The sequence below is a fragment of the Paenibacillus sp. NN59 genome (assembly GCF_057597225.1).
This window is the reverse complement of record NZ_CP199678.1, coordinates 404,156-417,633: the sequence shown is the minus strand read 5'-3', so window position 1 is coordinate 417,633 and position 13,478 is coordinate 404,156. Positions and strand designations below refer to the sequence as shown.

Here is a 13,478-nt window from a genome sequence, read left to right as displayed (position 1 = left end):
AGTAGGAAAAAGGATGAAACAGCCCGCGCCGCTTCATCCTTTTTCCTTTCTATTCATTCGTTCCATTTCGCTACTTTAGTTCCCGTTTTACTCTATTTGGTACCGCTAGTTCTGTTTTGCCCAATTCCTTTGTTACGTTCCGTTCCGATCTCGTGTCTCCCCACCCGTGCGTTCTCTCTAAGTTACTGTTCTACTGTCTGAATCTACTGGTAATATGGCCTACAGACGACACAGTTCTTTCGGACAGCTTGGGAACGAAGGGCATCCACACATGCAACGTAATGCAGCCATGTCCCGAATCATTAATTTGCCGTCCAGCATATCGAGGGTACCCTGCTCCTTCCATGCTCCGAGCATACGAGTAACACTTTCCCGAGTTGCCCCGATCATCTCAGCGAGTTCAGTGTGGTTCAGCTTCATCTCCAGCACGATGCCATCTGGAACAATCTTGCCATACGTATTGCTGGCACGAATTAGTGTCGAAGCAAGTGCACCCGCTTTGCCGTAGAGCAACAGGTCACGGAATCTCGACTGTGTAATCCGCTGTGCAAGTGCCATCCATTGCAGGAATTTCAGCGCAAGATCCCCATTTTTGCTAAGCACACTTTCGAGATCCGTCAGCGAGATGATGGCCAGTTCCCCTTTTTCCGCCATCTCTGCACTGTAACTGTGGTTCAATCCACCAATACCGCCGAATTCACCGATCAGATCGCCTCTTTGCTGGATCGACAGAATAATCTCTTTGCCATCCTCCGTCGATTTGGTCAACTTCACTCGTCCCGAACGAATGTAGTACAGATATCCAGCTTCATCACCTTCCAAAAAGAGACTGTATCCCGACTTTACTTTTTTAGGCTGCATTTTCTCTTCGATCAGACTCCATTGCTCCGGTGTAACAAAAGACAGAATCCCGCCTGTTCTCTGTGTCATTTTGCCCGCCTCCGTCTGTGTCTGTGTCTGCGTCTGCTCTACTTTTCGGGTGATTCTTTCCACGAATACTGTACCCATAACTTTCGTCCCCCTCGGTGATTCCTTATGTGTACATCATATCGTGAATGAGTTCGAAAGGTTATCGGGGGATTACCTGATCTTTGGCGGGAAACTCCCCCAATTCGCTGTGAGAAAAGTCACATATCCCCAATAATGCCCCGTTTGTGAGTGATCTTATCTTGCATTGTCAAACTTTTACGATAGTGCTAGCATACAGTTAAATGCTTGTGAGTGTTCAATCTTGCGAATTTACAATCTTATGCATCTCCGGAACAGGAGGAATACATATGTTATCGTTAGATCGTGATCTTTGGGCAAAACTGTCAGGCCCCTATGGGTCAGCAGAAGATGCACCCCGCCTATTGCAACAATTGCAGCAGCAATTCAGCCAAAAGGTCTTTGACGAACTGTTTCAGGAATATCTGTTTCATCAAAATACAATCTATACGGCTACCTACGCCGCCATGCCATTCCTAGCTCGTCTGGCATGTACGACTTCCGATACAGCAGTGCGCAAGGAACTGTATATCAACTGCGGTATTATTGAAGCAAGCCGTGATGAGCAGCACCAAATGCCATATCCGCCATCCTGGACTGAGCTGGCTGAGGAGGTGGGAAGTACGGTCTGCACGCAGGTGTACACTGATTACGTAGAAGCGATCGACCAGCTCAGATCACTGACAGAACAAGTGTTGACCGATGCTGCCGAACCATCCACAGATGATACGGATAAACGTTACATCCTCATTGCCGATGCCGCATTCCGCAAATCCTATATCGTCGCGAATATGCTGATGACATTTTCGGAAGGGGATGAGTATGTAGCTGAGTGCCCAGCATGCGCAAATGAAATGTACATATGGCCCGATGAAAATCATGCTGTGCCTCTGAAAGCTTATGAACAAGATCCTGTTTTTCAACCTGATCAGGAGGCTCAAGCCATCAATCCCACTTCTGCATGGACAGATGAGGAGACACGAATTTTAGCAGAACGGACAGCAAGGATCGGAGAACAGACACTGTCAACGCATCTGCCCTATCTGGCAGGCAACACAACATGCCCTTCTTGTCATGAGAATATCGAAGTATGGCCAGCCTTACTGAGCACATTTACAATGTAGAAGAAAGATACGTGTACATGTTCTGATCTCCAGGAGAATCTTCCTAGATATATACTCATTCCTGAATACACATTCAAACGTGACAGTTGGCTAATCGGCCAGCTGTTTTTTTCATTCTTATGCTTCTCGGAGTGATCCGCTGCCCACGTTCAGCAGTTTCCAGAAGCGAAATAGGGGTATTCCCTGAATTACAAGGCTGACGAAACAGTCTACAATAGAACTAACATCGGAATAACCTGATTGTAAACTGATTCTCCCATCCAACGAGCCTTGAGTTCAAGGTTACCCATATGTTGTGACAACGATGAACGACCACAATAATGAAAGAAACGTAACGAGTGAAGAACAGATCATCATATGATTCGAAAAAAGGAAGTGTCCCTCATGCATGATGAAGTCTCATCTGCCGTTCAGGAGATGATGAGCGGCCTGTGTCAGAACACCACCGGCGATTTTTGCGGAATGGCTTGTGTGTCTGGATCAATGTTGCGCTGGAAGTATACCTTCGGGGCAACCAATGAACGTGTCAAACGCATGGCTATGCGCCCTGGACAAGATCTGGTGGGTACAGCGCTACGAACCGGACGCACGGTTATGCTGGATGAGCAGTCCCATGGAGAATATATCCCGGACCGTTGCCCGCTTATGCTTGCTGAACGACTCGTTTGTGCGATAGCCGTGCCCATGTTCAGAGAAGGGAGTCTGCCCAGCGGTGTATTGCTGGTGGGAAGCAGAACCCCTTGCACGTTTTCCCCCGAGATGATTGTACAAACCGAGCAAGCTGCCAGACAATTGGAACAATATGCATGAGCAGAATATGGAAGCAGAACACACTGAATAAGAGACTTTTCGGAGATTCCCCTCTGAAAAGCCTCTTTTTTTGGTATGATGGATATAGATGATGGAATCGGACAGGGGGAAATGAATGTGATTCGACTGTTAGTTGTGGATGACCATGTGGTTGTACGCTCGGGGCTAATCGCCCTGCTGGAAGGAAAGAACGATATACATATTGTTGGCGATGCAGCCGATGGAGACGAGGCCATTGCCAAAGCACAGGAACTGAAACCCGATGTGGTTCTGATGGATTTCAGCATGCCTCCGGGCAAGGATGGATTGACAGCTACGGCGGAGTTAAAAAAGCTAATGCCGGATGTATCGATTTTAATTCTTACGATGCATGATGACGAGGAATACCTGTTCCGCGCAATCCACGCAGGAGCTTCCGGGTATATCCTCAAAAGCGCGCCCCACGAGGAATTGCTGGCTGCAATTCGTTCTGTAGCCGATGGAAGCGCCTACCTCTATCCAAGTGCAACCAAACGGTTAATGAGCGAGTATCTGGACAAAGCCAAACAGGAAAATGCCGGACCATACGATACACTCTCGGATCGGGAAAAAGAGATCTTGTCCTGGATTGCCAAAGGATACGCCAATAAGGAAATTGCCGAGCATCTGGTCATCAGTGTCAAAACGGTGGAATCCCACAAAAGCAATCTGATGGAAAAGCTTGGCCTGCGCACCAGACCGGAACTGGTGAAGTTTGCGATGAAAAAGGGGTTGTTGAACTTTGAGTAAGCCACGCAAAAACAGACTCAGCGGATTAGCCGACCAACCTGTTCAGCACCTACTCAGCGAGATTGACAAGCACATCTCGGACAATGAATTCCGAAGCAAACTGAAAGGTTCGCTGCATCAACTTGGTGATTTGAAGTTTGCACTCGACGAATCCTCGATCGTAGCGCTGACGAATCGTTTAGGTAAAATCCAATACGTGAACGATAAATTTTGCGAAATTTCACAATATAGCCGCGAAGAGCTCATTGGTCAGGATCACCGGATTATTAACTCGGGGTACCACGGTAAAACCTTTATGAAGACGTTATGGGATACCATCTCTGCTGGCAAGGTGTGGAATGGCGAGATTCGGAATCGTGCGAAAGACGGCAGTTATTACTGGGTAAATACCACAATTGTGCCTTTTCTCGATAACGACGGTGAGCCATACCAGTATTTAGCTGTGCGCAGTGAGGTAACCAAGCTGAAACAAGTCGAGGCTGAGCTGCAACAGATGATGTCGCAAGTCATGAACATTCAGGAAGAAGAACGGCGGCGTATTTCTCGTGACCTTCATGACGGGATTGGACAAAGCTTGTTCTCTCTCGTAATTCAGATGGACCGTCTGCTGGCAGATCAAGCTAACCCGGGCGTTGAAGCACTACGGAAACAGGTTACCGGCATTATGGAAGATGTTCGCGGTATGGCTTGGGAACTTCGCCCGTCTGTGCTGGATGATCTGGGTGTTGTTCCTGCCATTCGAACCTATATTGAGAACTATAACCGCCATTACGGTATCGAAGTTACTCTCGAATGTAATTTGCGCAAGCGGCTCCCGATGAACCGAGAGATCGCCATCTATCGCATCATCCAGGAAGCCTTAACTAATGTAGCCAAATATGCCGACGTTGCCGAGGCTCAAGTGACCGTAGAAGATACGGAAGAGCTCACGCTTGTCGTTATTGAAGACCAAGGTACCGGATTTAACGACGCTACTGCCGGGAATGGTGTTGGGCTGTTCAGCATGGAGGAGCGTGCACGGGGAGCAGGCGGCACGTTACGCGTATCATCAGAACCCGGCGAAGGAACTACGGTTACGCTACTACTACCTAAGACAGTGAACTCATAATGGGTGATGCATCACCATCCAGATAAACACCTTAACTATAGCAACAACTCTTAATCTCCTGAGAGAAGCATCCTTGCTGATACAAATTCATGAAGTAACTTGTCCTAACAAGGATGTGCTGACTGCCCGCATAAAGCGAGCAGTCTTTTTTCTTTCATAGATGAGACAAAATGAAGGTGATTCCTTAAATATTTTTAACAATCCCCCTAAAATCAGTTGACGTTAGTTACGTTTCGTCATTAAACTATGAATGCTGCATGTATTAAGCGTACATTCAATTACTCTTTAAATTCGGATACACATCTTGCAACATATGAAAACGAAAAGGGTGATTCAAACATGTCTCACAAACGTTCCTCCAAAGGTGGAGAAATTCCGCAAATGTACAATCTGGACGAGATGGATCGCAAAATCATCGCCGCGCTCCATGAGAATAGCCGGATTTCCTATACAGACCTGGGTACACAGATCGGATTATCCCGCGTAGCCGTTCAAGCTCGCATCAATGCATTATCGGAAAAAGGAATCATTGAACGTTTCACCGTTGTCATTAACCCAGGCAAGGTGGGGCTACAGGTCTCTGCCTTTTTCAATGTCGATGTGGAACCGCGCTTCCTGGATGAAGTTGCAGAGATGCTGGATGATGAGCCAGCGGTGACCAGTCTCTATCATATGACAGGCCCAAGTACCCTGCATATGCACGGTATTTTTGCAGATATGGAAGAGATGGAGCAGTTCATACTGGAGAAACTCTACAAGATGCCTGGCATCGTCAAAGTGGAATCACAACTGCTCTTAAAACGATATAAAAGCCGCATGGGCATGAGACTCTAGGAGGATATCAGCATGAGTTGGAAAGATTACAACGGTCTCGTGATCGGCATGGTACGAACCGGAATTTTGGGATATGGCGGCGGCCCCTCGGTTATTCCGCTAATCCGTTATGAAGCCGTCACCCGGTACAAGTGGGTCAGCGACGATGAATTCGGCGAGATTCTGGCGATTGCCAATGCCTTGCCCGGACCTATCGCAACCAAAATGGCTGCTTATCTAGGCTATAAAACAAAGGGTGTTCTAGGCGCTATTGTGTCCGTACTCGCTCATATTTTGCCAACAAGCATCGCGATTATTGCTCTACTCGGTTCGATGTACGCACTGCGTGAATCCAAGATTGTAGCGGGTATGGTAGCAGCCGTGCGCCCTGTCATTTTTGTGATGCTTGGTATGATGGCCTATGAATTTGCGATGAAAGCCTGGAAAGGCTTGGGTAAGTGGTTTGCTATTTTATTCGGTGTGATTGCTTTTGCAGCATTACAGTTACTCAATATTCATCCGGGACTGGTGATTACGGTGTTCCTGGTCTATGGTTTCTTCCATTTCGGGCTGGTACAGCGTATAAAATCCAAAGGTAACTCCGACAAGGAGGTATCGTAGGATGCTTCAGACATGGTGGGAATTATTTTGGGGATTTTTCGTAGCGAACATCCTCGGATATGGAGGCGGCCCCGCTTCCATTCCATTGATGCAGGAAGAGATTGTGAATCATTACCGCTGGATGACAACCGAGCAGTTCGGTGATGTACTGGCGATCGGTAATGCGCTCCCAGGCCCGATTGCCACGAAAATTGCTGCATTTGTCGGATATCACGTCGCAGGCTGGTTTGGTGCGTTAATTGCCAGCTTCGCTACCATTGTACCGTCAGCAGTTGCACTCATTCTATTACTTCGTTTGTTGAACAAACACCGGACTTCACCTAAGGTCAAAGGCATGACTCTGCTTGTTCAGCCGGTAATCGCAGTGCTCATGATTCTACTCACTTGGGAATTCGGCCAAGTATCCACGGACTCCATCGGCATCTGGCAGACGCTGATTATTGCAGGCATCTCCCTCTGGGTCATGACCAAAACCAAGCTGCACCCGGCAATTCTTATTCTTATTGCTTTTGCCTATGGTGCTTTGGTACTGTCACATACGATGTGACCAGATTAGATCGCTATTAGATCGCTAATCTAAATTATGAATTCGGGAAAAGGTATGTTTTTCGACTCTATATGGTACTCAAAAAGGTGATATCAGCTTGAATGCTGATATCACCTTTTTGACATTTACTATTTCTAATTCCGTATTCCGACCTTACTTCTCCTCAACCACAACGTTGACCTTTGTTTTTACACCTGCATAGGAGATGGTAATAGTCGCTTTACCTTTACCATTCGCTTGAATGATCCCATCTTTTACGGAAGCCGTCGCAATGCGGGAGGAAGTCCAAAGTGCTGGTTTGGACACATTCGCTTCACTTCCATCCAAATACGTTGCGGTGGCGACTACGGTTGCTTTATCGCCAACTTTCATCGTTAACGTGACTTTATCCGTCTGTAAATATTTCAATGTATCTACATCCAGCGCAATCGTAATCGTTTTGCTACCGTACTTCGCAGTTATTCTTGCTTTACCTGAGCTCAGTGCCTTCACTTTGCCTTTGGTCACTTGAGCCACTTTGTAACTGTTTGATTTCCACTCTGCTTTGTCTGTAACATCCCGCTCACTGCCATCACTCAAGGTAGCAGTCAACTTCAAATCCACGGTTTCACCGGATTTCAGCGAAAGAGCTGGTTCAGATGCTTCAATCCGTGAAATGACATCGACTTCAACCTGAATTGTGATTTTCTGTGAGCCGTATTCAGCTGTGATGTTCGCTTTACCACTGCTATTACCTGTGATTACGCCTTTTTTCACATCAGCTACACGCGCATTGCTTGATTTCCAAGTTGCATCGGCTGTGACGTCTTTCGTATTACCGTCCCCATCCGTGCCTGTAAGGATAATGGCTTGAGTTTCTTTTGCAGACAGCACGACAAAGTTCATATCCGCTTCCAGCCCGCTCGCCATCCCTACTTCTACAGGCAGTGTCAACGTTTTTCCTTCGATTTTAGCAGTAATCGTTGCTTTGCCTGTCGCTACACCCGTAATAACCCCTTTGCTGTCTACCTCAGCGATTTTCTCGCTGCTACTGCTCCACGTTGCATCGTCAGATACATCCTTGGAAGTTTCACCGTATACGGCAAGCACTTTGGCAGCAGTGGTTCCGCCAACAGCAACGGTTGCTTTCTTTTTATCCATCTCATACTTGTCAGGCACGTCTACGTTTACTGTGAATTTCACCGTTTTGCCGCCATATGCTGCGGTAATGGTAGCTGTACCCGATTTGTATGCAATCAGTTCACCACCCGATACATATACAATATCTGCATTGCTGGATGTCCACGTCGCTTTGGACGTTACATCTTCCTTGCTTGCATCGATGTATTCAGCGTTCGCTGTCAGGTTTTTCTTTTTGTTATCACCAGTCACGCTCATGGCAAGTTTGTCGGTAACATCTTTGATATCCAGATATCTCGCCGTATCTACATCGACAGCGATCTCTACCGTTTTGCCACTGTATGCAGCCTTAATCGTTGTTGATCCCGCACTTATTGCTGTAATCTGGCCTTTGAACACCGTAGCCACCTTCTCATTGCTGGATGTCCACGTTGCCTGATCCGTTACATTCACATCACTACTGTTTGGATATGAAGCTGTAACTGCGACATTGGCCGTTTTATTCGTATCACTCAAGCGGAAGAAGATACTCTGTTTCGCTACGCTCAGCTTGCTCGTCAGATCTACATCCACATCTACGGATACCGACTTGGTACCATATTTACCTGTAATTGTGGCAGAACCTGCCGAATAACCTGTAATGTTGCCTTTCAGTACATCTGCAACCTTTTCGTTGCTTGACGTCCACTCTGCCAGATCGGTTACATCTTTGGAAGTTCCATCTGGATAGGTCGCTGTTAATGTGACACTTTCCTTCTGTTTCAGAAGTAGACTGATCTGGCTTTTGTCCACATCCACACGTTTAACCACTTCCACGTTAACATCTATGGTTACGCTCTGACTGCCCAGCTTCGCTGTAATCAACGCTGTACCTGCACTCTGACCCGTCACTTTACCGTTAACCACTGTTGCCACTTTCTCATTACTTGTTGACCATTCAGCACTGCTGGCCGCCTGCTCATTCGTTGTATTATCGCTATACGTTGCAGTCAGCAAAATATCCTTGGTAACCCCTGTACGGAGATCAAGATCTTGCACATTTTTGGAAAGGGCTTTGACTTTCTTGGTCACTTTGATTTGAATAGATTGACTTTGCCCTTGATACGCCACTGTAACTGTGGCTGTACCTTCTTTTTTGGCTGTTATTGAACCATTATATGCAGAGGCTACCGAAGCATCACTGCTCGTCCAGGATGAACTGATCGTAACGTTTGCCGAGGTATTATCCGAATATACCCCCGTTACGGTAACCGACCCGGAATCGCCGACTTCGAGCGACATTTCATTTTTGGAAACCACAATTTTGGACAGTTCTTTCTCTGCCGCAGCGGCCAAGCCTACGTTGGAAATACTCAGTATCAACACCAGCATCATCACCATGTACTTGGTCAATCTTGGCTTAAACATCATTTCCCTCCGATTAATCGTCAATTTTTTCCTACTCTAATTAATGTCGGCAAGAACTTTCCAGATGTTTAGACTTTCAGGAAATTTTCAGGTAATTATATGGAAAATCATACTATAGTCTCATCTACTCCCGCTGCGCATAACCTGAATATAAGGCTTGCGATCTTACGCAACATCATTTTTCAGTATCGGGGGAAATCGGTGTGAATCCGTCATTTGATTACATCCATTATTGGGAGCAGACTTATTCTTCAGGTAAAACGTCGGGCAGGGGTTCATATGGCGTGCTGGCGGAATTCAAAGCGGAGGTGGTCAATGCGTTAATCCGGCGCGAAGGTATTCATCGGGTCATCGAATTCGGCTGCGGAGATGGAAACCAGTTGAAATATATGAACTATGGTGAATATCTGGGCATGGATGTGGCATCCTCGTCTATAAAACAATGCGCTTCGCTATATGCCAGCGATCCTTCCAAAAGCTTCATGGTGTATACACCGGGCCTGTGGGTCAATCGCGGTTTTCTGCAAGCTGATCTGACTGTGTGCCTGGATGTGCTGTATCATATTACAGATGAAACGGATTTTCGGGCTACTTTACGTGATGTTCTCCACACTTCAACTCAATGGGTGGTGCTCTATACAAGGCTGAAGGAGCAAGGAGATTCCGGCGTGAAAACTATCCAGGATCGCAATCTGTTCCACTATCTATTCGATTATCCCGAATTCAAAGTGCATGAGATCATACGCCAGCGATATCCCGAGCAGTCTTCTGCCGACTTTGTCATTCTGAGACGTTCGCCAGCGAAGTAAGTTCACTTCCTGAAGATACAGCAGAGAAGCAACATAAATAACCGCCCTATGCAGGGCGGTTGGATAGGCGTATCTTGAAACCCACTGAATTGCATCTTTTACCCCTTTTTCGCCCTCAGCTACGTCACTTCCCCTTGACGTGCCCCGGCACGCCTGCGGCAAACTTCCTTGTTTGGAACAAATTTTCGGAAAATCGGCTTTCTTCAGCGTTTTCCGTTAAAATAACCCCTCGTTTCCACGCAACTTCGCCAGCGCTTCCATATAGAAGTAATCGCCGTAAATAATCGGCACATTGATTCCCCGGCCTTCCGGGTAATGCACCGTTCCCTGCATTATCAGCCCTTCTTCCGCTACAGATTCAGCAGGACTGTAGCGCTCGTACAAGCCGCGGACGATGCGCTCTCCCGCGGCAGCGTAGATTTGCCCGCGTGGCGACAGCTTCGCGAGCTCAAGCAGACCGCTCGCGGCAATCGCCGCAGCGGACGAGTCCCACGCCGCCTGATGCTCGGCAGGCGCGCGGAAATCCCACACCGGCACGATGTCTTCGCCAAGCATGGCGAGGAAGAAATCGGCCGCCCGCTCCGCTGTCTCCAGATATCGGGCTTCGCCCGTATACCGGAAAGACAGCGCAAACCCGTGCAACGCCCAGGCGGTGCCCCGCGCCCAGGCGGACCCGGGAGCATGGCCCTGGCCGCCATGCTCCCGCAGCTTCTGCCCCGTGTGTGGATCAAACTCCACCACGTGGCAGATGGACCCGTCTGCGCGGACGAATTCGCGCGCCACGGTGTCCGCATGCGCTTCCGCCAGCCATCGGAAGCGAGGATCGCCGCTCTGCTCGGATGCCCAGTAGAGCAGCGGCAGGTTCATCATGCTGTCGATGATGGCAACGCCGCGCGTGTCCATCATCGACGAGCCGAAGTTCCATGCGCGGATGAACTCACCGCGCACGTGAAAGCGGGCAGCGAGCAGATTCGCGGCAAGCATGCCGCGGCGGCGCCCATCCTCGCTGCCCATCTGGCGATAACTGGCTACGCCACTAAGCAGCCAGATGAAACCCAGATCGTGATCCACCAGGTCTGGATCACGCAGACAATCTTCAAGCTGTCGCTCACAGCTAGCGGCGATTTGCCGCAGATCCGCGGCCGCTTCATGCTGCGGATCATCCCGGTACACCAGCCACAACAGTCCGGGCCAGAAACCGGCTGTCCACCATTCCGGAGCATTTTTGTCGTACTCACCCTGCGGTGAAATATGAGGAAAGGTATCCTGGATTCGTTTCGCATTTCGAATCGTCTTGTGAACCCCTTGCTGCCATGCTTCCTCCAGCCATGTTGCGGATGTTGAGGTATTCATGATCATGTCCTCCTGTTCCTATGTGAGATCGCGTCCCAATCGAATAGTGAATGTCAGTTGCTGTGCATCGTAAACTTCCATCCGCGCCTGCTTAAGCAGTCCGTTGCGTGAAGCCACTTCCTGTGGATTCAGCTGAATTACCGCTTTGGCATCTTGAACTGTCGATTCAACGTATGCTCCCAGGTACGCTGTGCGTACACTCTGCTCCGTATAAGTAATCACAGCCTGCTCCCGACCATCGCTAAACATCAGTGGAATCACAGCTCCCACCGCCTCCATCTCACCCTCAAATATATACGTCACCACCAGTTCATCTGCTCGTTGCACATAACGGGTAATGATAGATCGCATCCCAGGTAAAGGCCCCGTCCAGGTAATTTCAAAATCATTCTCCGTTGTATTCAACATGGCTTTCTCAGCAGTGCTCTTCACAATATTTGAACCAACTGCTGACACGGTTTCTTGTAGCTCATTATCCGCCGTAATCTCACCCATCCGGATCGCCATTTTAAATATGATTGAACCGCCACCGTTCGCCGGATCAATTCCCGCATCACGGTCATACTCACTACCTGATGGTATGCCCTCAGCCAGACTATGCCACACCCCATCCGTTGTCTTCCAAGCGGGGCAATAACTCAAAGGCTGCACAACACCTTCAGCAAATTCCGTAAATCCTGCCTGTACATGACTGGCTGCGGACGGGCCTATTAATCCCGGCATACCTGCCTGTTGCACTCGTACCAGCCCCGGGATCGTGTACGGGTCATTCAGCGCAGTGTGCAGAACCAACTGCTGGCCTGGCACAGAGGCAAGCATGGTTTCGAACCAACCGTCCGCCTGTAGTACTCTGTTTCCAATCTCGGAGGGAAGATAGGATTGCACAATCTCCTCATCTGAATCACGAAGACAGGCATGTGCCAGCGCGGCTGCCGTCCACAGATTGTAACAGGTGTGGTTGGTGTATACTTCGTAGCCGTGACGTTTCTCAGGCGCATATTCGTTGCGTACAATCTTCAAACGTCCATCCGGCATCAACCAGCGCTCTACGGCTTCAAAACAACGATTTGCCGCTCGTGAAAACGCCCCGGCCATCACCGAATCCCCAGCCTGCATCGCCAGCTTGGCGTGTACCGAGCAAACATATGCCGCCGCCGCTTCATTCCATTGGTGCTGGGAGCTGCGACCACGCGGCGGTATTTCTCCCAGCGGAGACAACATCAGCAGTGAGCTGAACGCACCATGATTCAGCTTCTCTCGTAATGCATCTGCGACTGCCCCTTCATAACCTCCATCAAGCATCACTTCCAGATGATAGCGGGTAGCGATATCATAGGAAAACGGACAATTCGGTCGATCCAGCGGACCGTCCTGATACAGACCGAGCGGAGTAAAACGTGGCAGATGGTATGCTTCCAGATAACGATCCATCCACGTTGTATCCTCACTCGCAAGATGTTCGCTCCATCGCAGATATTCACCAGAGATCATAATGGCATTCCAGTTGATCATGCGATTGGCATTATTCATCTTACTCATCGTAAATACATAATCGTTCTCGGGATCAATCGTCCGAAGTGCCTCGGCCCAGATAGAGGCCTTATCAGGTCGATGAGATCTTAGCAACATGTATGCCCGCATCATCAGTACAGGAAAAAAATCCGGATGATTGTCCGGCGCACTACCGCTTACCACCGCATCAATGCTATGGGACAGAGCTGCCGATGCAGAATCCAGCAGCTCCATGTGCCCTGCATCCACCAGTACTGCAGCTGCCATAGCGTAGGCCGGGGTGGAGTAGTACCGTTCCATTCCTGAATACGGATCGATAATTGCACCGTTACTATCCTGATATTTCGTGTAAGCGCACACAATTTGTTTCACGATTGCCAGCTTACGCTCCCTGCTCCAGCCATCTGCCGGTGCAGAGCCAGCTTCAGCTGCTAATGTGCGATACCTTTCAAGTTCATTTTTCCATGGATATGTCGCTGTGGCTGTATAACGACTCACGT

The 13,478-nt window shown here is 48.7% G+C and carries 12 protein-coding genes; 8 read left to right on the top strand and 4 right to left on the bottom strand.

The annotated features are described in order from the left end of the window. Positions 1-219: 219 nt before the first annotated feature. The gene (locus ACT89M_RS01970) at positions 220-1,008 is read right to left on the bottom strand and encodes a Crp/Fnr family transcriptional regulator (protein ID WP_308723023.1); all 789 of its coding nucleotides are present in this window, start codon (positions 1,006-1,008) and stop codon (positions 220-222) included. Positions 1,009-1,277: 269 nt separating this feature from the next. Here ACT89M_RS01970 and ACT89M_RS01965 point away from each other — a divergent pair, with 269 nt between their 5' ends. The 7 genes from ACT89M_RS01965 to chrA all read left to right on the top strand — a co-directional run bounded on the left by ACT89M_RS01965 (position 1,278) and on the right by chrA (position 6,778). After that, positions 1,278-2,111 carry a hypothetical protein gene (locus tag ACT89M_RS01965; protein ID WP_308723024.1) on the top strand — a complete coding sequence of 278 codons (834 nt, stop codon included), beginning with the start codon at positions 1,278-1,280 and terminating at the stop codon, positions 2,109-2,111. A 384-nt stretch (positions 2,112-2,495) separates the two neighbouring features. Continuing rightward, positions 2,496-2,921, top strand: coding sequence for a GAF domain-containing protein (locus tag ACT89M_RS01960; RefSeq protein WP_186809865.1), 426 nt, complete (start codon positions 2,496-2,498; stop codon positions 2,919-2,921). A gap of 117 nt (positions 2,922-3,038) precedes the next feature. After that, complete coding sequence (locus ACT89M_RS01955; protein WP_090919046.1) at positions 3,039-3,689, top strand: response regulator; 651 nt, start codon at positions 3,039-3,041, stop codon at positions 3,687-3,689. Beyond that, on the top strand, positions 3,682-4,797 hold the full coding sequence (locus ACT89M_RS01950) for a PAS domain-containing protein (RefSeq protein WP_154892042.1): 1,116 nt from the start codon (positions 3,682-3,684) through the stop codon (positions 4,795-4,797). The genes ACT89M_RS01955 and ACT89M_RS01950 overlap by 8 nt, the downstream gene beginning before the upstream one ends. A gap of 339 nt (positions 4,798-5,136) precedes the next feature. Beyond that, positions 5,137-5,631, top strand: a complete 495-nt coding sequence (gene chrS / locus ACT89M_RS01945) for a chromate efflux transcriptional regulator ChrS (RefSeq protein ID WP_090918940.1) — start codon at positions 5,137-5,139, stop codon at positions 5,629-5,631. Positions 5,632-5,643: 12 nt separating this feature from the next. Further along, positions 5,644-6,231: a chromate efflux transporter ChrB gene (chrB, locus tag ACT89M_RS01940; protein ID WP_154892043.1), complete on the top strand. Its 588-nt coding sequence runs from the start codon at positions 5,644-5,646 to the stop codon at positions 6,229-6,231. A 1-nt stretch (position 6,232) separates the two neighbouring features. Further along, on the top strand, positions 6,233-6,778 hold the full coding sequence (gene chrA, locus ACT89M_RS01935; protein ID WP_154892044.1) for a chromate efflux transporter ChrA: 546 nt from the start codon (positions 6,233-6,235) through the stop codon (positions 6,776-6,778). 153 nt (positions 6,779-6,931) lie between these two features. Here chrA and ACT89M_RS01930 read toward each other — a convergent pair whose 3' ends face one another. Continuing rightward, on the bottom strand, positions 6,932-9,307 hold the full coding sequence (locus ACT89M_RS01930) for an Ig-like domain-containing protein (RefSeq protein WP_244159280.1): 2,376 nt from the start codon (positions 9,305-9,307) through the stop codon (positions 6,932-6,934). Positions 9,308-9,507: 200 nt separating this feature from the next. Between ACT89M_RS01930 and ACT89M_RS01925 the strand changes: the two genes are divergently transcribed. Then, positions 9,508-10,113 (top strand): class I SAM-dependent methyltransferase, encoded by a 606-nt coding sequence (locus ACT89M_RS01925; protein ID WP_308723025.1) that lies wholly within the window; start codon positions 9,508-9,510, stop codon positions 10,111-10,113. Positions 10,114-10,329: 216 nt separating this feature from the next. On the opposite strand, the gene ACT89M_RS01920 is transcribed toward ACT89M_RS01925, so the two are convergent. Together ACT89M_RS01920 and ACT89M_RS01915 are read right to left on the bottom strand one after the other, a co-directional pair. Next, positions 10,330-11,466 carry a glycoside hydrolase family 88 protein gene (locus ACT89M_RS01920; protein ID WP_308723026.1) on the bottom strand — a complete coding sequence of 379 codons (1,137 nt, stop codon included), beginning with the start codon at positions 11,464-11,466 and terminating at the stop codon, positions 10,330-10,332. Positions 11,467-11,484: 18 nt separating this feature from the next. After that, complete coding sequence (locus ACT89M_RS01915) at positions 11,485-13,476, bottom strand: glycosyl hydrolase (protein WP_308723027.1); 1,992 nt, start codon at positions 13,474-13,476, stop codon at positions 11,485-11,487. Between the last annotated feature and the right edge of the window lie 2 nt (positions 13,477-13,478).

Excerpts from the sequence above, each read along its gene's own strand:
- chrA (WP_154892044.1), top strand. The coding sequence starts at position 6,233 with ATGCTTCAGACATGGTGGGAATTATTTTGGGGATTTTTCGTAGCGAAC.
- chrB (WP_154892043.1), top strand. The coding sequence starts at position 5,644 with ATGAGTTGGAAAGATTACAACGGTCTCGTGATCGGCATGGTACGAACC.
- ACT89M_RS01960 (WP_186809865.1), top strand. The coding sequence starts at position 2,496 with ATGCATGATGAAGTCTCATCTGCCGTTCAGGAGATGATGAGCGGCCTG.
- chrS (WP_090918940.1), top strand. The coding sequence starts at position 5,137 with ATGTCTCACAAACGTTCCTCCAAAGGTGGAGAAATTCCGCAAATGTAC.
- ACT89M_RS01970 (WP_308723023.1), bottom strand. The coding sequence starts at position 1,008 with ATGGGTACAGTATTCGTGGAAAGAATCACCCGAAAAGTAGAGCAGACG.
- ACT89M_RS01965 (WP_308723024.1), top strand. The coding sequence starts at position 1,278 with ATGTTATCGTTAGATCGTGATCTTTGGGCAAAACTGTCAGGCCCCTAT.
- ACT89M_RS01930 (WP_244159280.1), bottom strand. The coding sequence starts at position 9,307 with ATGATGTTTAAGCCAAGATTGACCAAGTACATGGTGATGATGCTGGTG.
- ACT89M_RS01920 (WP_308723026.1), bottom strand. The coding sequence starts at position 11,466 with ATGAATACCTCAACATCCGCAACATGGCTGGAGGAAGCATGGCAGCAA.